At 45.4% G+C, this 17,973-nt stretch carries 22 protein-coding genes; 18 read left to right on the top strand and 4 right to left on the bottom strand.

All coding sequences use genetic code 11. The annotated features are described in order from the left end of the window. Nucleotides 1-198: preprotein translocase subunit SecG (locus QZZ41_RS12835; protein WP_295072861.1), on the bottom strand; the 198-nt coding region annotated here is incomplete at its 3' end. 383 nt (nucleotides 199-581) lie between these two features. On the opposite strand from QZZ41_RS12835, the gene yabP reads away from it, so the two are divergent. The 9 genes from yabP (at nucleotide 582) to QZZ41_RS12790 (ending at nucleotide 6,342) form a co-directional block, all read left to right on the top strand. Further along, nucleotides 582-860 (top strand): sporulation protein YabP, encoded by a 279-nt coding sequence (gene yabP, locus QZZ41_RS12830; RefSeq protein WP_173330704.1) that lies wholly within the window; start codon nucleotides 582-584, stop codon nucleotides 858-860. Beyond that, the gene (yabQ, locus tag QZZ41_RS12825; RefSeq protein ID WP_173330703.1) at nucleotides 857-1,429 is read left to right on the top strand and encodes a spore cortex biosynthesis protein YabQ; all 573 of its coding nucleotides are present in this window, start codon (nucleotides 857-859) and stop codon (nucleotides 1,427-1,429) included. The genes yabP and yabQ overlap by 4 nt, the downstream gene beginning before the upstream one ends. A gap of 22 nt (nucleotides 1,430-1,451) precedes the next feature. Further along, a complete protein-coding gene (locus QZZ41_RS12820) occupies nucleotides 1,452-1,691 on the top strand; it encodes a hypothetical protein (protein WP_295072856.1) in 240 nt (79 codons plus the stop codon). 40 nt (nucleotides 1,692-1,731) lie between these two features. Further along, the gene (locus QZZ41_RS12815; RefSeq protein ID WP_295072854.1) at nucleotides 1,732-2,175 is read left to right on the top strand and encodes a S1 RNA-binding domain-containing protein; all 444 of its coding nucleotides are present in this window, start codon (nucleotides 1,732-1,734) and stop codon (nucleotides 2,173-2,175) included. Nucleotides 2,176-2,324: 149 nt separating this feature from the next. After that, entirely contained in the window at nucleotides 2,325-3,137 is an 813-nt protein-coding gene (locus QZZ41_RS12810) for an amidohydrolase family protein (RefSeq protein WP_295072851.1), read from the top strand. Nucleotides 3,138-3,396: 259 nt separating this feature from the next. After that, complete coding sequence (locus QZZ41_RS12805; RefSeq protein WP_295072848.1) at nucleotides 3,397-3,954, top strand: dockerin type I repeat-containing protein; 558 nt, start codon at nucleotides 3,397-3,399, stop codon at nucleotides 3,952-3,954. A gap of 138 nt (nucleotides 3,955-4,092) precedes the next feature. Next, nucleotides 4,093-4,368: a hypothetical protein gene (locus QZZ41_RS12800; RefSeq protein ID WP_295072845.1), complete on the top strand. Its 276-nt coding sequence runs from the start codon at nucleotides 4,093-4,095 to the stop codon at nucleotides 4,366-4,368. Between the two features lie 125 nt (nucleotides 4,369-4,493). After that, nucleotides 4,494-5,267 carry a dockerin type I repeat-containing protein gene (locus QZZ41_RS12795; RefSeq protein WP_295072842.1) on the top strand — a complete coding sequence of 258 codons (774 nt, stop codon included), beginning with the start codon at nucleotides 4,494-4,496 and terminating at the stop codon, nucleotides 5,265-5,267. Between the two features lies 1 nt (nucleotide 5,268). Next, the gene (locus tag QZZ41_RS12790; protein WP_295072838.1) at nucleotides 5,269-6,342 is read left to right on the top strand and encodes a radical SAM protein; all 1,074 of its coding nucleotides are present in this window, start codon (nucleotides 5,269-5,271) and stop codon (nucleotides 6,340-6,342) included. Between the two features lie 70 nt (nucleotides 6,343-6,412). On the opposite strand, the gene QZZ41_RS12785 is transcribed toward QZZ41_RS12790, so the two are convergent. The 3 genes from QZZ41_RS12785 to QZZ41_RS12775 all read right to left on the bottom strand — a co-directional run bounded on the left by QZZ41_RS12785 (nucleotide 6,413) and on the right by QZZ41_RS12775 (nucleotide 9,981). After that, nucleotides 6,413-7,567 (bottom strand): FtsW/RodA/SpoVE family cell cycle protein, encoded by a 1,155-nt coding sequence (locus QZZ41_RS12785; RefSeq protein ID WP_295072835.1) that lies wholly within the window; start codon nucleotides 7,565-7,567, stop codon nucleotides 6,413-6,415. Nucleotides 7,568-7,641: 74 nt separating this feature from the next. Then, the gene (locus QZZ41_RS12780) at nucleotides 7,642-9,168 is read right to left on the bottom strand and encodes a YifB family Mg chelatase-like AAA ATPase (RefSeq protein ID WP_295072832.1); all 1,527 of its coding nucleotides are present in this window, start codon (nucleotides 9,166-9,168) and stop codon (nucleotides 7,642-7,644) included. A 12-nt stretch (nucleotides 9,169-9,180) separates the two neighbouring features. Then, the gene (locus tag QZZ41_RS12775) at nucleotides 9,181-9,981 is read right to left on the bottom strand and encodes a hypothetical protein (protein WP_295072829.1); all 801 of its coding nucleotides are present in this window, start codon (nucleotides 9,979-9,981) and stop codon (nucleotides 9,181-9,183) included. Nucleotides 9,982-10,140: 159 nt separating this feature from the next. Between QZZ41_RS12775 and QZZ41_RS12770 the strand changes: the two genes are divergently transcribed. From QZZ41_RS12770 to trpD, 9 genes are all read left to right on the top strand, one after another. Beyond that, complete coding sequence (locus QZZ41_RS12770) at nucleotides 10,141-10,554, top strand: peptide deformylase (RefSeq protein WP_295072826.1); 414 nt, start codon at nucleotides 10,141-10,143, stop codon at nucleotides 10,552-10,554. Nucleotides 10,555-10,970: 416 nt separating this feature from the next. Then, the gene (gene trpE / locus QZZ41_RS12765) at nucleotides 10,971-12,437 is read left to right on the top strand and encodes an anthranilate synthase component I (protein ID WP_295072823.1); all 1,467 of its coding nucleotides are present in this window, start codon (nucleotides 10,971-10,973) and stop codon (nucleotides 12,435-12,437) included. Continuing rightward, nucleotides 12,434-13,000 carry an aminodeoxychorismate/anthranilate synthase component II gene (locus QZZ41_RS12760; RefSeq protein WP_295072821.1) on the top strand — a complete coding sequence of 189 codons (567 nt, stop codon included), beginning with the start codon at nucleotides 12,434-12,436 and terminating at the stop codon, nucleotides 12,998-13,000. Before trpE ends, QZZ41_RS12760 begins: the two co-directional genes overlap by 4 nt. Before the next feature lie 10 nt (nucleotides 13,001-13,010). Then, on the top strand, nucleotides 13,011-13,682 hold the full coding sequence (locus QZZ41_RS12755) for an SAM-dependent methyltransferase (protein WP_295072818.1): 672 nt from the start codon (nucleotides 13,011-13,013) through the stop codon (nucleotides 13,680-13,682). Between the two features lie 4 nt (nucleotides 13,683-13,686). After that, nucleotides 13,687-13,980, top strand: a complete 294-nt coding sequence (locus QZZ41_RS12750) for a chorismate mutase (RefSeq protein ID WP_295072815.1) — start codon at nucleotides 13,687-13,689, stop codon at nucleotides 13,978-13,980. Further along, a complete protein-coding gene (locus QZZ41_RS12745) occupies nucleotides 13,977-14,756 on the top strand; it encodes a class I SAM-dependent methyltransferase (protein WP_295072813.1) in 780 nt (259 codons plus the stop codon). Before QZZ41_RS12750 ends, QZZ41_RS12745 begins: the two co-directional genes overlap by 4 nt. Nucleotides 14,757-14,780: 24 nt before the next feature. After that, nucleotides 14,781-15,971: a tryptophan synthase subunit beta gene (gene trpB, locus QZZ41_RS12740; protein ID WP_295072810.1), complete on the top strand. Its 1,191-nt coding sequence runs from the start codon at nucleotides 14,781-14,783 to the stop codon at nucleotides 15,969-15,971. Next, nucleotides 15,964-16,740 carry a tryptophan synthase subunit alpha gene (gene trpA, locus QZZ41_RS12735; RefSeq protein WP_295072807.1) on the top strand — a complete coding sequence of 259 codons (777 nt, stop codon included), beginning with the start codon at nucleotides 15,964-15,966 and terminating at the stop codon, nucleotides 16,738-16,740. The genes trpB and trpA overlap by 8 nt, the downstream gene beginning before the upstream one ends. 208 nt (nucleotides 16,741-16,948) lie before the next feature. After that, the gene (trpD, locus tag QZZ41_RS12730) at nucleotides 16,949-17,968 is read left to right on the top strand and encodes an anthranilate phosphoribosyltransferase (RefSeq protein WP_295072804.1); all 1,020 of its coding nucleotides are present in this window, start codon (nucleotides 16,949-16,951) and stop codon (nucleotides 17,966-17,968) included. Nucleotides 17,969-17,973 lie beyond the last annotated feature (5 nt).

Genomic DNA, 17,973 nt, shown 5'->3' with positions numbered 1-17,973 from the left:
GAAGCCTATTGCTATCTTTGCGAGTATCGCCTCACGCGATCTGCCCTCGTTCTTGCCGTAGAATGAATCTGTGCTTGCACCTGTAAATGCAGCAGTCATGCTGTCCTGTGATTTCTGCTCCTGAGCGAGACAGATGATGATAGTTAATAAGCATATGAGAAGGAGAACTGCTCCTCCGACGATTTCTAACACTGACATGATGTTACCTCCGTAAATTTTGGTATAAAACGGCATACAGCCGAATATTTCAATTAGCTTTACTATTATATCACAATGCCGAAGCATTTGCAAGGTGCATATAAAGAAAATGAGAGAGAATTTTACACTGCTTTTTTGTCTATTTCGTACAAAGAATATTTCTGCGCTCCGCTGAATAAAATCATATAAGAACCTGTCTTCACAAGAGGGATAAGAAGATTTTTGAGCATATTTTTGTTGAGGACAAGAAAAAAATACGCAGCAATACTTGATGTATTGCAAGTGTTTTTGACGCAGTCATCAGCAAAATTTGCCAAAAATCAGCTATTATATCTTGTGTAGACAGGTTCTAACACATCTGTCTGCGGACAAGGAGGAATATCATGCAGGAAAACATCATCAAAAAAGACCACAACATTATAATAGAAAACCGGAAAAGCATGACCGTATCCGGCATCACCGACGTCGACAGCTTCGACGAAAAGGCGATATGCCTTTATACTCAGCTCGGCGAGCTGACCGTGCAGGGTCGCGAGCTGCATATCGACTCGATGAGCGTAGAGACCGGAGATATGACCATAACCGGCGATATATGGGCGGTCGTCTATGGTGACCGCGACAGGAAGGGTCCGCTTTCGGCACTGGGAAGGCTTTTCCGATGAATGTGCCCGAGACCTTCTTCTCCGTGCATGAGGAACTTGTGCTGTTCGCGCTCTCGTGCATAGCGGGAGCCGTTATCGGAATATGCTACGACGTTCTGCGGGCGCTGAGGCTCGCTTTCCCGCACGGGATATGGCTCACCGCCGCCGAGGACGCTGTATTCCTCGGAGCGTATGCGGTCTTTTTGTCGGCATTCGCCTCAGCCGCCGCTCGCGGAGAGCTCCGTTTTTACTATATCATCGGAAACGCGGCAGGCTTCTCGCTGTATTTTTTCACGCTCGGGAGCATAGTCATGCGAACTCTTCGGAAGCTAATGACTGCCGCGGGGACGGTTTTTAAGTGGATAACAGCTCCGTTTCGGCGAGTTAATGTGCTAATATGTAGAAAAGCAAGAGCCAAATTTGTGGGAAGTTCCAAAAGTTTAGTAAAATTTATTAAAAAGATGAAAATGCACTTGCATTGCAAGCTCCATTTGTTGTATAATAAAACAGAAAATAAAAAGAGAAAGAACGTGAACATCGTTGCCAAAAAGAATAAAAACAAAAATAAAGAAAAAAGGTCTGTTCAATAAAGGTCTTTTTCAGCTCGCTGCAGTGGCTGTAATAGCCGGCTGCGCTGTTCTTATTGTAACAACTGAAAAGGATTGCAGCGATAAAGAGAAGGAGCTTTCCCGCATTCAGTCAAAGATAGACGCTTGCAGAATGGAAAATGAGGATATGCAGAGAACTCTCGACAGCGACGACCTCTCAGCCTATATGGAAAAGATCGCTCTCGAAGAAAGAGACTACGCTTATCCGAACGACCGCCGCTTCTACGACAGGTCAAGAGACTGACCCATGCAGGTAATTATTAAGCAAGGAGTATCATATCGCTATGCAGCTTGAGATAGGTAAGATTTATACAGGAAAGGTAAAGGGCATCACTCAGTACGGCGCTTTCGTCGATATCGACGGCGGCGGCTCGGGAATGGTACATATCTCCGAAATAGCCAATACCTTCGTCAATGAGATACGCGACCACCTCACTGAGGGTCAGGAGGTCAGGGTCAAGGTCATCGGCATAAACGAGGCGGGAAAGGTCAGCCTTTCCATAAAGAAAGCCGCCGGAAACGAGGGCGAGGCTCAGGAGAAAAAGCCGCGTCCGGCTCCGAACAGAGAGCGCAGGAGCAAGCCTCTTGTATGGGAGCCTAAAAAGACTGTTCCGCAGTCGGAAATGACCTTCGAGGACATGATGTCGCACTTCAAGCAGTCAAGCGAGGAACGTATCGGCGACCTTAAAAGAAGCACCGACAGAAAAAACGGTACAAGAAGAAAATAATGAAAAGTCTCCTGTAGCATGAAAGCTATGGGAGTTTTTTATACCCTGAGATAGTATTTTTGTATACCGACAACCTTTTTTATATTTGACAAAGCTGAAAATATGGAGTATAATAACTTTGTATTTTTGGTTTTTAGGAGATGTTTTTAATGAACTCAGAGGTATATGGAAAGTATGAGATAATAGATGCTCATGCGCATATTTTCCCCGAAAAAATAGCGGAGAATGCGACAGAAAATATCGGACATTTTTATGGTATTCCGATGGACGGCAACGGAATGAGCAAAAAGCTGCGTGAAGCAGGAAGCAAGATAGGTGTTTCAAAATACCTGGTATGTTCAACGGCTACTGCACCTCACCAGACAGAGAATATAAACATTTTTATTGCAAAGGAATGTGCCGAGCACAGCTGTTTTTACGGTTTTGGTACAACTCATGCTGATTCGGAAGATCTTGAAAAGGACATCGACCAGATACTGAGTCTCGGACTTCACGGTGTCAAGCTTCACCCTGATTTCCAGAAGTTCAACGCTGACTCTCCCGAAGCATTCAAGATATATGAGCTTATGGAAGGCAGACTTCCTCTGCTTATACACTGCGGCGACAACAGGTATGATTTTTCCGCACCTCAGCGCATAAAGAATATACACGATAATTTCCCTAAGCTAAAGATACTTGCTGCTCATCTCGGCGGCTATCAGAAATGGGACGAGGCTGTGGAGTGCCTTCCTGGACTTGAAAATGTAAAAGTTGATTGCAGCAGCTCACTTGCGTTCCTTACTCCCGAAAAAGCTGCCCGTATCATAAGAAACTATGGTATAGAGAACTGCTTCTTCGGCGTTGATTTCCCTATGTGGAGCCATGAGGACGAGCTTATGCGCTTTTTGAAGTTAGGATTTACAGAAGAGGAAAATCAGAAGATACTTGCTACTAATTTCAAGGAATTTCTCGGACTTGAATAAATATATTCGGCGGACGGTCATTGACCGTCCTTTTTTGTAAAAATAGTATTAATAAAGCATGGGTACGGTTGACAAATCACGGTATATGGAGTAAAATAAAGAATGAGCTATCAAGGATATGATAACAGAGTAAAACTGCACAATCAGAGCAAGTCTGAGTTGTGCATATATCCGAATTTTAGATCTGAATAAAAAAAATAAGCCTTTTCATGACATTTATTATATAGCACTGTAATTACTTGAAAGGAGTGTTTCTGAAATGAAAAAAACATTACGTACTGTTCTTACTGCCGCAGCTTTTGCCGCAGCAAATATGTGTGCAATGCCTACAGCAGCAAATGCAGTTAATGAACAGCCAAAGGAGATCAATCCTATTGAAGAAGCCGAGAGAAAACTTATGCCTTTGTACGGACCGCCTCCGTCAATGCTGACAACAACAAACACAGCTACAGTTACAACATTGATAACTTCAACTACAACTACGACGGTTTGTGTTTACGGTCCAATGACTACGGTATCTGTGACTTCGGATTATCTTGAGGATCTTACTACAATGACCACAACTACATTCCCACCAACTGTTTACGGACCGCCTAAGGCATTCATGGGTGATGTAAACACAGACGGAGTTGTAGATATCTTTGATGCAGTTGCACTGAGAAAAGCTATTCTCTATGATGAGTACAGCGAAGCAATAGATCGGTATTGGGCAGACCTCAATAAAGACGGAAAGATAAACGTAGGCGATCTTGTTCGACTGAACAGATACCTCCTCGGAACCCTTAAAGATTTCGATGATCTTCCTGATAAAAACTGATGCCAAAGCGGAACTTTAAGTTCCGCTTTTTAATTATAATAAAAAAGCATTTTGAGTCTGAAATCCAGGGAATAAGCTGTTGACAAATCAAGATATATGGAGTAAAATAAAAGTAACTACTATAAAGGGGGCATGTATATGAAAAAGTCAAGCAAGACAAAACTCATGGCGGCAATGTTTGCGGCGGCTGCTGGACTTACAGGCTGTGACCACGGGAACAGCGGCGTTCAGACTGTGTACGGACCGCCAGTCACTGAAAATACTACCATAACATCTGAGTACGATCCTGCAAAGGACGAAGTACAGGACGTTTACGGACCTCCTGTTACAGAAGCAGACAAAACCGAGGCTGCTTCTGAATATAAGCCCGAGAAGGACAAGGTACAGCTGGTATACGGCCCACCAGAGGAGTAAAACTGCACAATGAATAGATAATGACTTTGTGCATATATCCAAAATTGAATATATATGGAAAAAACTGAGAGTTTTTCTGACATTTATTATACAGCACTGAAAAATTTGAAAGGAGTGTTTATTAAATGAAAAAAACTTTACGTACCGTTCTTACTGCCGCAGCCTTTGCCGCAGCAGGTGCGTCTGCCATGACAGCCGTAGCAGAGGGGAGTGAGCAGAATCAGAATAGGGGCTTTGGTTTTTCAAACGTAACCGAGAGAGATGCGTTTGCAAATTCTTATGGAGCATATGGTCCTCCTCCAACAGACTGGATAATAGACGGAACGATTGACGGTCAGTGGGTATGGGGAACAACTACTTCCATACCGCTGGAAACTATGACATCATTGACAACTACAATGCCGAGAACGGTCTACGGTCCTACATCAACAAGCACTGTTACTACTTCCGAGCAGGAGGATATCGTTGAACTGACAACAACAATGCTGCCTCAGCCTGCTTACGGACCTGCTCCGACTATCAAGGGCGATGTGAACGGTGATTATACTGTAGATATCTTCGATTCGATAGCAATGAGAAAGGCTATACTTTTCGATGAATATGCTGATACCGTAAATCTTCATTTCAGCGATCTCAATAAGGACGGAAGAATAAGTGTGGGCGACCTTGTTATCCTTAACAAGTATCTCCTTGGAAAAATAAAGGATCTTGACAATTATCCCGCACAGAAGGCAGACGATGATGAGGTTGTTGTTACAACTGCTTATAATCCGAGGACTGATATAGTAGCTCCTGTTTACGGACCTGCTCCTGTATACGAAATAAAATCCTATGCAACTACAGCAGAAGAGCAATCAGCATCAGACGGCAATATAAATACAACAAACGAGGAGAAATAATATGCTCAGTATAGAAATGAAGCGTAAGCATCTTGAACAGATGAGAGAGTACAGAAGCAAACTTATGAAAGAGCCAAAGCTCCGTAATCTATTTCTTGAGCTTACTCTGCGCTGCAACGAGCGTTGTCTCCACTGCGGAAGCTACTGCGGCGATGTAACTTCGGAAGAGCTGTCAGTTGACCAGTACCGCACATTCCTTACACAGGTAAAGGAAGATATGACAACTGACGGAAAAATGCTCTGTATCACAGGCGGCGAGCCGCTTCTCAGGAAGGAATTCTTCGATATTATGGGAGCTGCTCATGAACTGGGCTTCAGCTGGGGCATGACAAGTAACGCTACACTTATTGACGACAGTGTTGCGCGTGACCTTCAGAAAGTCGGTATGGGAACTATTTCCGTAAGTATAGACGGTCTTGAAGAGACTCACGACGCTTTCAGAAGAACTCCTGGCGGCTACAAGAAGGCTATGAAAGGTATCGAGAGTCTTCTGCGCGTGGGAGGATTTGAGAACGTGCAGATAACTACCGTTGTTACTCATCAGAACATCGGCCAGCTTGATGAGCTTTACAAGATATTCAACGAAATGGATATAGACTCATGGCGTGTTATCAATATCGAGCCTATGGGACGTGCTAAGCAGCACCCCGAGCTTATCCTTACAAAAGAGGATTATCAGACTATCTTTGAGTTCATCAGAAATAAGCGCATAGCAGGCGAGCCTGTTACATACGGATGCAGCCATTATCTTGGCATGGAGTACGAGCGTGAAGTCCGTGACTGGTACTATCTCTGCACAGCAGGACTCTATACCGCAAGTATCACTGCAAACGGTGATATCATTGCCTGTCTCGATATTGAGCGCAGACCTGAATTAGTACAGGGAAATATCCTCAAGGACAGATTTAGTGAGGTATGGAAGAACAAGTTCCAGGTATTCAGACGCGATCTTGCAGATGATAACGAGACCTGCTCAAAGTGCTTCCACAAGGACTATTGTCACGGCGATGCTTTCCACAGCTGGGACTTTGACAATAAAAAGCCGCTTGTCTGTTTCAAGGACGTTCTTTTCTGAGTTAAGGGGTATCAATATATATAAAAATGCGGAAGTCGTAAGACTTCCGCATTTTGTCGTTGTATGAAGTTTATTCGTTTTCTTCATCGTAGAATACGTTATAGTTCACGGCACGGTGACTGTAGGTGCTGAGAACGAGTCCGATAATAGCGTACATACTTATCATAGCCGTACCGCCCGCACTGAGGAAAGGCAGCGGAACGCCGATAACAGGAGCAACTTTCAGTACCATTCCTATATTCATGATACAGTGTGAAAAGATAAGTCCGAAAGCTCCCATGCAAATGAATTTGCCGAGATGATCGCGGCATACACGGCTGTCGCCGAAGATTTTAAGGCATATATAGGCGAGGATTATGATTATTCCCATAGAACCAACAAAGCCGAATACCTGTCCTGCGTATGTGAAGATGAAGTCGTTGTGTATTTCGGGAACTGTGATATAGTCCTCGGGCTTGCCGAAGAGTCCTTTTCCGAATACGCCGCCGGATTTCAGGGCAGCAAGTCCCAGATCCTGCTGATATTCGATATATTCGGGATCGGTTCCGGGGTGGAAGAGGATGAGTATACGCTTTTTGTGGAACTCACTGAGTGCGAAGAACCACATTCCCGCTACTCCCGCAGCGATAACGAAAGGAGCTGCCACAAGGTATTTCCACGATATTTTTGCCGAGCATATCATAAAAGCGAATATAGCAGCGAATACGATAGCTGTTCCGTAGTCACCCTGCAAGCCGACGATACCTATTGGTATCATGCCGTGAATGATTATCAGCAGCATATGCAGAGGCTTGTTCATTTCCTCCTCATCGCGTGAAAGATGATAGCCGAATGTGAGTATGAATGCCAGTTTCAGTACCTCAGAGGGCTGGAACTGGATAAATCCGAGATTGAGCCAAGCCTGGTCGTCTGCACCTTGTCGCCTGTAGCCGAGAGAGGTGAAGGTGAGTGCCATAAGTCCCAGAGCAACGGGAACGAATATGAACCATAGCTTTACCAGCTTTCGGTAATCAATAAACGAGATTATGATCGCTGCAACTATACCTGCGCCCATTGAAAAGAGCTGAGTTTTCCAGTAGCTTGAACCAACTGACTCAAGCACCTTGTTCTGTGTGATCGAATAGATCAGCAGGGTACTTATTGCGGCGCACAGCGTAACTGCAAAAAGCAGTCCGCCGTCAATGCTGTGTTTGCCTGAGGGTAATTTTTTAAATGCCGATTTCATTGTTTCTCCTTAGTTTTTCTTTCTTTTTACGTTTGTGCCTGTAGGGACGCCCAATGGTCGTCCCTACACGCTAATCATTCGTTCCAGTACTTGCGGTCAAGGCTCCTGAACTGAGCGGCTTCCGCAACGTGCTGTTTTTTTATTACTTCAGAACCGTCGATATCTGCGATAGTTCTTGATACTTTCAGTATACGGTCGTAGGCTCTCGCGCTGAGACCAAGCCTGTCGAATACATTTTTCATAAGTGTTTCGGCAGCATCGTCCATAGGACAAAGCTCCTGTAATTTATCGGGAGTTATCAGAGCGTTACAGGTAATGCCTGTGCCCTTGAAACGCTCCTCCTGTACGGCTCTTGCCGCCATAACACGCTTACGTATCTCGGCGGAGCTTTCTTCCTTGACTTTCGAGGAAAGGTCGCCGAATTCCACAGGCGCAACTTCGATGTGAAGGTCGAAACGGTCGAGGAGCGGACCTGATATCTTTGAAAGGTATGATGCAACTTTGTTTTTAGGGCAGATGCATTTTCTCTTTGGGTGACCGTAATATCCGCAGGGACATGGGTTCATTGCACCTATGAGCATAATAGTGCAGGGGTAAGTGATAGTTCCTGATGCACGGGCAATAGTCACTTTTCTGTCCTCAAGGGGCTGTCTGAGTATCTCCAGTGTCTTGCGGTCAAATTCCGCAAGCTCGTCCAGAAAAAGAAGTCCGTTATGAGCAAGGGATACCTCTCCGGGGTGAGGGATACTGCCGCCGCCTGCCAGTCCTGCCGAGGATATGGTATGATGAGGCGAGCGAAACGGTCTTTTTGTTATTATGGGAGTTTCGGGAGTAAGAAGTCCCGAAATCGAATGAACTTTTGTGGTTTCAAGTGCTTCCTCGAAGGTAAGCGGCGGAAGTATGGAGGGCATACGCTTTGCGAGCATACTCTTTCCGCTTCCGGGTGAACCTATAAGCAGTGCGTTATGTCCGCCTGCCGCAGCTATCTCAAGAGCCTTTTTCGCTGACTGCTGTCCTCTTACGTCAGCAAAATCGAGAGTTTCGGTATATGCAGCCTCGGAAGGAACGTAGTGCTCACAGGGAGCAAGCTTCTCTTCGTTGCGGAAATGTCTTATAAGCTCTTCTGCGTTATTTACAGCATATATGTCCACACCGTCGATAACAGAGGCTTCCTTTGCATTGTCAGCAGGAACGAATACAGACTTTATTCCCAGTTCACGGGCAAGCATGACCATAGGGAGCACACCGTTTATCCTGCGGATATCGCCGTTTAAGGATATCTCGCCGATGAACGAACAGCCGTCAAGGTCTTCGCTTATCATGCGCATACCGCGGAGAATTGCCATAAATATAGCCATATCATGCACAGAACCGCTTTTTTTGGTGTCGGCAGGCGCAAGATTTATCATTACCGAGGCTACAGGGAAGCTTATACTGCATGAGCGCAGAGCTGCCCTTATTCTTTCGCGGCTCTCCTTTACAACGGTATCAGGCAGTCCGACTACTTCAAACTGCGGATTTCCGCGGCTGATATCTATCTCTACATCAACAGGAAAAGCATTGAGTCCGAAAAGTCCGAGACTTGAGACCTTCGCAAACATAATATGTCCCCCTTATTTCAATTTTAGCGTACTGTCAGAAAAAAACACCTCTTTATGATCTTTGGGTATGAATTTCTGTCCCACCGATAAATTGCGGTTTTGCCTTGCGACGTTCAGTGCAGGCATTCCGCCGATATCTTTCGTATTAGCAGACTGCGGCTTAGTAAGGTTCGGGACAGGCTGCCTGCCGCCTGCTGCATTTGGATTTATATTGCGTTCGCGCAAAGCTTTTTCGCGCAGAAGCTTTTCAAAATGTCTTTTGTTATAGCCGTTGGGACTGTTTTTCTTCATGTCATCATGGTCGGCGAGGACAGTGCTGAATATTGGGAAGCCCTCTGTGTTCCTCAGCTGCTTGTAATCCGAATATCCTTTAAGCGAACCTAAGCTGACATACATTCCGCCAATGCCGATAATAACAGTTATGAAATCAAATCCCGAGACCCTTGCGATCAATGAACAGACAAAAGTAAGAACGTACAGAAAGAACATGATAACAGTGGCTATTTTGTGTTTCGAGCAGCCAATGAGAGATATTCCTGTAATGACCAGACACATGAACAGCTGAAAAAGGCTGAAGCCTGCGCCCATGTTGAATGCGACAGTATCCTGGATAGTGAACATAAGCGGTACCCAGCCTACTAAGTGCATAGGTACCTGAAGCAGAGAAAAAAATGCCATTATAGCGCATGAAGCAAGTGTGTAGAAAAAGGTCTTTCGGCTTATATCTTCTATTTCGTCAAGCCTTCCTTTGCATACAGGATAGTGAGCATGGTCGGGCTTTTCGATCAGTTCAGTGTTTTTCTTGAATTCCATATAATTCTCCAATATAAAAAATTATGGTCTATATTATTATATCACTTTTTATCTTTGATGTAAACATTTTTGTATCAAAAATTATGTGCAGCTCTCATTGTCCTTGACAGCTGTGGAGCGATGTGTTATGATAAAACAAAAAACGAAAGGGCAAAGGGCATGATAAAGGAAATCGTCAGAGATAAAGAGATACTGAGCATAAGATCAGAAGCGGCAACTAAAGCGGATATGCAGACTGTCCGCGATCTTCTCGACACGGTAAAGGCAAACGAGGAACGCTGCGTGGGTATGGCTGCCAATATGATAGGAGTGCATAAGACTATACTTGTGGCACTTATAGGCGATGAGTACGTGGCTATGATAAATCCTGTCATAGTGGATAAGTCGAAGGAGACATATGATACCGAGGAGGGCTGCCTTTCGCTTGACGGAGTTCGTCCCGTTACGCGCCACAGTATAATCACAGTGGAGTATCTTGATAAGAAATTCAAACGCCGCCGCGGAATATTCCGCGATTTTGAGGCAGAGATAATACAGCACGAGATAGACCATTTCAGCGGCATCATCATATGAGCTTTGATTAAATATAAAAAATATCTGAATTCTATTGACATAAAAAAGTCCAAGTGCTATAATAATTATATGAGTAAACCGTTGACGCGGAGATAAAGTTAATTATGCTTCCACAGAGAGCCTGCGATGCTGAGAGTCAGGTGAAAAACAGATTAGCAAATGGACCGCCGAGGGTGCAGTCAAATGGGTAATGACAGAACTGAGATTTCGCTCAGAAACGTATATATTCCAGAGTATTCTGCAACGTTAGGATGTGCGTTAAGCATCAGGGATATGATAGTATCCTGTTAAGCGCACGGCAAAGCCGTGAATCAAGGTGGTACCGCGGATATAAGTATATATTCGTCCTTGACAGATCATTTTGTTCTGTCAAGGACTTTTTTATTTTTCCATGACAGTTCAGCGGAGGTGCTTTTATGAAATTTTTACCCGAATTCAGTACAGTACAAGAAATAGCCAAGAGCGGAAAATATGACATTGTTCCCGTAAGCTGTGAGATAATGTCTGATATCTGTACTCCTATCGAGGCTATAATGACTCTGAAAAATGTTTCCACACACTGCTATATGCTTGAATCTGTGGCAGAAAAGGAAAAGTGGGGCAGATACACATTCCTCGGTTTTAATCCGAAGACTCAGATAACTGCCTGTGGAAATGAACTCACCATAGGCGATGTTAAAATGACATCAGATGATCCGTCTGTACAGATCAGACAGATACTTGCAAAGTACAGAAGTCCGAAATTTGATTATCTTCCTGCATTTACAGGCGGATTTGTCGGATACTTCTCGTATGATTTCCTTGCCTATACAGAAAAGACACTGCGCATCAAGACCAACGACAACGAGAACTTCAAGGATGTAGACCTTATGCTTTTTGATAAGGTCATCGCATTCGACAACTTCCGTCAGAAGCTCATACTTATAGCAAATATGAAGCTTGCCGAAGGCGAAGCAGGCTACAACAAGGCAAAGCTTGAACTCCAGCAAATGGCTGACCTGCTCAGAAACGGCGACCGTAAGAAAGAACCCGCAGGACACCTTAAAAGTGAAGTTACAGCACTTTTCAGCAAGGAAGAGTACTGCGGAATGGTGGAAAAGGCAAAGCATCATATCCACGAGGGTGATATCTTCCAGATAGTTCTTTCAAACAGACTCAGTGCTGAGTTTGAGGGAAGTCTCCTCAACACCTACAGAGTGCTGAGAACTATAAATCCTTCACCTTATATGTTCTATTTTTCGGGAACAGATGTAGAGATAGCAGGTGCATCGCCTGAGACTCTCGTAAAGCTTGAGGACGGAGTCCTCCACACATTCCCTCTTGCAGGCACAAGACCGAGAGGAAAGACGGAAAAAGAGGACAAGGAGCTTGAGGAAGGACTTCTCAGGGACGAAAAGGAGCTTGCCGAGCATAATATGCTTGTCGATCTCGGAAGAAACGACCTTGGCAAGATAAGCAAGTTCGGAAGCGTTGAGGTAGAAAAGCTCCACAGCATAGAGAGATATTCACACGTAATGCACATAGGCTCTACAGTACGCGGAGAGATCAGGGAAGAGTTTGACGGTATAGACGCAGTAAGTGCCGTACTCCCCGCAGGTACGCTTTCGGGTGCTCCGAAGATAAGAGCCTGCCAGCTCATTGCAGAGCTCGAAAACAATAAGCGCGGAATTTACGGCGGAGCAATAGGCTACATCGACTTCACAGGAAATCTTGATACCTGCATCGCTATCCGTATCGCATATAAGAAGAACGGCAAGGTATTCGTAAGAAGCGGTGCAGGAATAGTTGCAGACTCAGTTCCCGAAAAGGAATATCAGGAGTGCATAAACAAGGCGGCGGCAGTAGTCAACGCCCTTAAACTTGCAGAGGAGGCAGACGCATGATACTTCTCATAGATAATTATGACAGCTTCTCCTATAATCTGTATCAGCTTATAGGAGCTATAGAGCCTGATATAAAGGTAATAAGAAACGACGAGATGACTGTTGCGGAGATAGAAAAGCTCAACCCACAGCGCATAATCCTTTCGCCCGGTCCGGGACGTCCCGAGGACGCAGGAATAATCATCGAGGCTGCAAGAACAGTGTGTCAGAAGATACCGACTCTCGGTGTTTGCCTCGGTCATCAGGCAATATGCGCAGCATACGGTGCAACAGTTACCTACGCAAAGGAGCTTATGCACGGAAAGCAGTCCGTTATAAGCTTTATGAACAACAGCCCGTTATTTAAGGGAATAGACGAGGGAGCTCCCGTTGCGAGATATCATTCTCTTGCAGCAGATGCAAGTACGCTTCCCGATTGTCTCGAAGTAACAGCCTTAGCCGATGACGGCGAGGTAATGGCAGTTCAGCATAAGGAATACCCGATATATGGCGTTCAGTTCCACCCTGAGTCGATCATGACTCCCGATGGAAAGATAATGCTCAAAAACTTCATAAACCTGTAAGCCTATGGGCATGAAGCTTGAAAAGGTCGTGCCGTGGGGCAGGAATATCAGCGAGTACAGAGAGATGTTCCTGCTGAGCGAGGACGACATGAAAAAAAGGATAGCAGGCTTCGGTGACGGACCTGCAAGCTTCAACCGTCAGGCATCAGCAGCAGGCTCGGACGTTACGTCCTTTGATCCTGTATACAGCTTTTCGGCACAGGAGCTGAGAGAGCGTATAAACGAGGTCAGGGATATCATTATAGATCAGATGAGGGAAAACTCAGAAAACTACGTCTGGGACAGGATAAAGAGCGTCGAAGAGCTTGAAAGCATACGTATGTCGGCTATGGAAATGTTCCTTGAAGATTTCGGGCAGGGCAAGCGCGAGGGCAGATATATCTGCCATGAACTTCCCGAAAGGCTGCCATATGACGACCTTAGCTTCGATATCGGACTGAGCTCGCATTTTCTGCTTATGTATGATGCTCTCGGATATGATTTCCACATTGCTGCTATAAGCGAGATGCTGAGAGTGTGCAAAGAGGTCAGGATATTTCCTCTTTGCGACCTTGACAGCAATGCATCAGAGCTTACGGAAAGAGTCATAGAGTATTTCAGCCGTGACTATAAGACGGAGATACTGAAAACAGATTATCTGTTCCAGAAAGGTGCGGATAAAATGCTGAAAATACGGAGGTGATACGATGAAATGTTCATCTCTTGAAGAAGTAAGAGCAAATATCGACAGGATAGACGACAGCATAATAAAGCTTATCGCTGAACGTGCTGAATATGTCCGACAGGCGGCTGCTTTCAAAAAGGACGAGAGCGATGTAAAAGCTCCCGACCGAGTAAAGGCTGTTCTTGAAAGAGTTGGTGAAAAGGCTCGAAATTACGGAGCTCCGCCCAATATTGCGGTTACTGTTTACAAAAATATGATAGAGGGCTTTATAAGTCTGGAAATGGATAAGTTCAGCTCAGGAGGTCACAAGCCATGAGCTATCTTGAAGATTTTTACAAAGTCTATGACGAGGAAAGCAGGCTCCTGTCACAGTCGGGACAGGTGGAGTACCTCACCACCATGAAGTACATTCACGAATACCTCAAATCTCAGCAGGCTGAGATACTTGAAGTGGGTGCAGGTACTGGACGTTACAGCGTGACTCTTGCGAAAGAGGGGCATAGTATGACGGCGGTTGAGCTTGTTGAGCACAATCTTGAAAAGCTGAGAGCCAAGCTTGACGGTACTGAGAAGCTCAAAGCCATACAGGGAAATGCTCTTGACCTGTCAGGATTTTCGGATAACAGCTTCGATATTACGCTCGTTCTCGGTCCCATGTATCACCTCTATACCCGTGAGGATATGCTGAGAGCACTTAGCGAAGCGGTGAGAGTTACAAAACAAGGCGGATATATCCTTGCTGCCTACTGCATGAACGAAGCTGCGGTAATACAGCACGCTTTTCTCCACGGCAATCTGCAAAAGGTACTGGATAACGATATGCTCACTCCCGAGTGGCACTGCAAGAGCGAACCAAAAGAGCTCTTTGAACTGGTGCGGACAGAGGATATAGACTCACTTAACTCTGAGCTGCCAGTTGAAAGGATAAAGCTTATAGCTGCCGACGGAGCGGCGAACTACATCAGTGAATGTATCGACGCTATGGACAGCTTTACATTTGAAAAATTCATGGAGTACCATTTCTCCATATGCGAGAGACAGGACTTGATCGGTGCTTCAAATCATACGCTGGATATTCTGCGTAAACAATAAATATAAATTGAAAGGAAAGATATCATGTCACAGTCAAAAGGAAGATTTGGTGTTCACGGCGGACAGTATATCCCCGAAACGCTTATGAATGCGATCATAGAGCTTGAAGAGGCTTACGATCATTATAAGAACGATCCCGAGTTCAACAGGGAGCTTACAGAGCTTCTCAACAACTATGCAGGCAGACCTTCACTTCTTTACCGTGCAGATAAGCTTACAAGAGAGCTTGGCGGTGCTAAGATATACTTAAAGCGTGAGGACCTTAACCACACAGGCTCACACAAGATAAACAACGTTCTCGGACAGGCTCTTCTTGCTAAGAAAATGGGTAAGAAAAGACTTATCGCAGAGACAGGTGCAGGTCAGCATGGTGTTGCTACTGCAACAGCAGCAGCTCTCCTTGATATGGAGTGCGTAGTGTTCATGGGCGAAGAGGACACAAAGCGTCAGGCTCTTAACGTATATCGTATGAAGCTCCTCGGCTCTGACGTTGTTCCTGTAAAAACAGGTACAGCTACACTTAAAGATGCTGTTTCAGAGGCAATGCGTGAGTGGACTTCACGTATCGAGGATACACATTACTGCCTCGGTTCTGTTATGGGACCACACCCGTTCCCGACTATAGTACGTGATTTTCAGGCAGTTATTTCCCGTGAGTCAAGAGCTCAGATACTTGAGGCTGAGGGCAGACTTCCCGATGCAGTTATCGCTTGCGTAGGCGGCGGCTCAAACGCTATCGGAAGCTTCTATCACTATATCCCCGATGAGGGAGTACGTCTCATCGGCTGTGAGGCAGCAGGCAGAGGTATCGACACATTCGAGACAGCTGCAACAGTTAATACAGGCAGAATCGGTATCTTCCACGGTATGAAGTCATATTTCTGTCAGGACGAATACGGTCAGATAGCTCCTGTTTATTCCATCTCAGCAGGTCTTGACTATCCTGGTGTAGGTCCTGAACACGCTTATCTCCACGATATCGGCAGAGCAGAGTATGTTCCGATAACAGATGACGAAGCAGTAAATGCTTTCGAGTACCTTTCACGTACAGAGGGTATCATCCCTGCAATAGAGTCTGCACACGCTATAGCTTATGCTATGAAGCTTGCTCCAACAATGGACAAGGACAAAATAATAATCGTAACAGTATCAGGACGCGGCGATAAGGACTGTGCAGCTATCGCACGTTACAGAGGGGAGGATATCTATGAGTAATATCAGATCAGCATTTGAAAACGGAAAGGCATTCATACCATTTATAACCTGCGGTGATCCCGACCTTGAAACTACTGCAAAGGTAGTTCGTGCAGCAGCAGAGAACGGTGCAGACCTTATCGAGCTGGGTATACCTTTTTCCGATCCTACAGCAGAAGGTCCTGTTATACAGGGCGCAAATATCCGCGCACTTGCAGGCGGAGTCACAACAGACAAGGTTTTTGAGCTTGTAAAGGAGCTCCGCAAGGATGTAAAGATACCGTTTGTATTCATGACATATGCAAACGTTGTATTCTCCTACGATGCAGAGAGATTTATGGCAAGATGCTGCGAGTGCGGAGTTGACGGTATCATACTTCCCGATCTTCCGTTTGAGGAAAAAGATGAGTTTTCAGCAGTAGCAAAGCAGTACGGAGTTGACCTTATCTCACTTATCGCACCTACTTCTGAGAACCGTATCGCAATGATAGCAAAGGAAGCAGAGGGCTTTATCTACATCGTTTCAAGCCTCGGAGTAACAGGCATGAGAAGCGAGATAACAACAAACATCGGTGATCTCGTAAAGGTAGTACGTGAAAACACAGATGTACCGTGTGCAGTTGGCTTCGGTATCTCAAAGCCAGAGCAGGCACAGTCTATGGCAGCTGTATCCGACGGAGCTATCGTAGGTTCGGCTATAATCAAGATACTTGAAAAGTACGGCAAGGAATCAGCACCTTATGTAGGTGAATACGTTAAGGAAATGAAAGAAGCAGTTGCTAAAGCATAATTCAGCTTTGAGCCATTAGCCATTAGCCCATTGTAGGGGCGGCGTTCCGCCGCCCGCAGGTACGCAGTTATATTGTAGAGGGCGATGCCCACATCGCCCCGTAGATATTATTGTTGTATCACGGGCGGATAATATCCGCCCCTACAAGGGACGTCGAGGACGCCGTCCCCTACAAACGTAAATTATAATTTATAAAGGAGTTTTTATTATGATCAAAGAGGCAATCGAAAAGATCGTTGACAAGCAGGATCTGACATATGATGAGGCATACAAGGTAATTTCCGAGATCATGGCAGGAGAGACAACTCCCACACAGAACGCAGCATTTCTGTCAGCTCTTTCCACAAAGAGCACAAAGGCTGAGACTATCGATGAAATAACAGGCTGTGCAGCAGCTATGCGTGATGCAGCAATAAAGTTCGAACATAACATGGATCTTCTTGAAATTGTCGGAACAGGCGGAGATAATGCTCACAGCTTCAATATTTCGACAACTTCCGCATTTGTTATTGCAGCAGCAGGTATAAAGGTATCAAAGCACGGCAACCGTGCTGCATCTTCTCTTTCGGGTACTGCTGATTGTCTCGAAGCTCTCGGCGCAAATATCAGCCTTGATCCCGAGAAGTGCAGCCAGCTTCTTGAAAGTGTAGGTTTCTGCTTCTTCTTTGCACAGAAGTATCATACTTCAATGAAGTACGTAGGACCTATCCGCAAGGAGTTAGGCTTCCGTACAGTATTCAATATACTCGGGCCGCTGACTAATCCTGCTTGTCCTAATCATCACCTTCTCGGTGTATATGACAGAGTTCTCCTTGAGCCTGTTGCAGAGGTACTTATGAAACTCGGTTCAAAGAACGGTATGGTAGTATTCGGTACAGATAAGCTCGATGAGATATCACTGAGTGCGCCTACAGCTGTATGCGAGTACAAGGACGGCTGGATGAAGAACTATGAGATAACTCCGGAGCAGTTCGGCTTTGAACGCTGCACAAAGGACGACCTCAAGGGCGGTACACCTGAGGAGAATGCAGCCATAACACGCGGTATCCTTGCAGGCGAGATAAAGGGACACAAGAGAAACGCAGTTCTTCTCAACGCAGGTGCTGCTATATATATCGGCGGCAAGGCTGAGTCTATGGCAGACGGTGTTGCAAAGGCTGCCGAGCTTATCGACAGCGGCAAGGCACTTGCTACAATGGATAAGTTTATCGCTGAATCAAACAACTGAGGTGG

The sequence above is a fragment of the Ruminococcus sp. genome (genome assembly GCF_016283395.1).
Note: the sequence above shows the minus strand (reverse complement) of the source record. Positions and strands in the feature narration are given on the sequence as shown.

What these genes read in the sequence shown, in the direction of transcription:
- yabP (WP_173330704.1), top strand. Translation starts at nt 582, where the DNA reads ATGCAGGAAAACATCATCAAAAAAGACCACAACATTATAATAGAAAAC.
- yabQ (WP_173330703.1), top strand. Translation starts at nt 857, where the DNA reads ATGAATGTGCCCGAGACCTTCTTCTCCGTGCATGAGGAACTTGTGCTG.
- QZZ41_RS12815 (WP_295072854.1), top strand. Translation starts at nt 1,732, where the DNA reads ATGCAGCTTGAGATAGGTAAGATTTATACAGGAAAGGTAAAGGGCATC.
- QZZ41_RS12810 (WP_295072851.1), top strand. Translation starts at nt 2,325, where the DNA reads ATGAACTCAGAGGTATATGGAAAGTATGAGATAATAGATGCTCATGCG.
- QZZ41_RS12805 (WP_295072848.1), top strand. Translation starts at nt 3,397, where the DNA reads ATGAAAAAAACATTACGTACTGTTCTTACTGCCGCAGCTTTTGCCGCA.
- QZZ41_RS12800 (WP_295072845.1), top strand. Translation starts at nt 4,093, where the DNA reads ATGAAAAAGTCAAGCAAGACAAAACTCATGGCGGCAATGTTTGCGGCG.
- QZZ41_RS12795 (WP_295072842.1), top strand. Translation starts at nt 4,494, where the DNA reads ATGAAAAAAACTTTACGTACCGTTCTTACTGCCGCAGCCTTTGCCGCA.
- QZZ41_RS12790 (WP_295072838.1), top strand. Translation starts at nt 5,269, where the DNA reads ATGCTCAGTATAGAAATGAAGCGTAAGCATCTTGAACAGATGAGAGAG.
- QZZ41_RS12785 (WP_295072835.1), bottom strand. Translation starts at nt 7,567, where the DNA reads ATGAAATCGGCATTTAAAAAATTACCCTCAGGCAAACACAGCATTGAC.
- QZZ41_RS12780 (WP_295072832.1), bottom strand. Translation starts at nt 9,168, where the DNA reads ATGTTTGCGAAGGTCTCAAGTCTCGGACTTTTCGGACTCAATGCTTTT.
- QZZ41_RS12775 (WP_295072829.1), bottom strand. Translation starts at nt 9,981, where the DNA reads ATGGAATTCAAGAAAAACACTGAACTGATCGAAAAGCCCGACCATGCT.
- QZZ41_RS12770 (WP_295072826.1), top strand. Translation starts at nt 10,141, where the DNA reads ATGATAAAGGAAATCGTCAGAGATAAAGAGATACTGAGCATAAGATCA.
- trpE (WP_295072823.1), top strand. Translation starts at nt 10,971, where the DNA reads ATGAAATTTTTACCCGAATTCAGTACAGTACAAGAAATAGCCAAGAGC.
- QZZ41_RS12760 (WP_295072821.1), top strand. Translation starts at nt 12,434, where the DNA reads ATGATACTTCTCATAGATAATTATGACAGCTTCTCCTATAATCTGTAT.
- QZZ41_RS12755 (WP_295072818.1), top strand. Translation starts at nt 13,011, where the DNA reads ATGAAGCTTGAAAAGGTCGTGCCGTGGGGCAGGAATATCAGCGAGTAC.
- QZZ41_RS12750 (WP_295072815.1), top strand. Translation starts at nt 13,687, where the DNA reads ATGAAATGTTCATCTCTTGAAGAAGTAAGAGCAAATATCGACAGGATA.
- QZZ41_RS12745 (WP_295072813.1), top strand. Translation starts at nt 13,977, where the DNA reads ATGAGCTATCTTGAAGATTTTTACAAAGTCTATGACGAGGAAAGCAGG.
- trpB (WP_295072810.1), top strand. Translation starts at nt 14,781, where the DNA reads ATGTCACAGTCAAAAGGAAGATTTGGTGTTCACGGCGGACAGTATATC.
- trpA (WP_295072807.1), top strand. Translation starts at nt 15,964, where the DNA reads ATGAGTAATATCAGATCAGCATTTGAAAACGGAAAGGCATTCATACCA.
- trpD (WP_295072804.1), top strand. Translation starts at nt 16,949, where the DNA reads ATGATCAAAGAGGCAATCGAAAAGATCGTTGACAAGCAGGATCTGACA.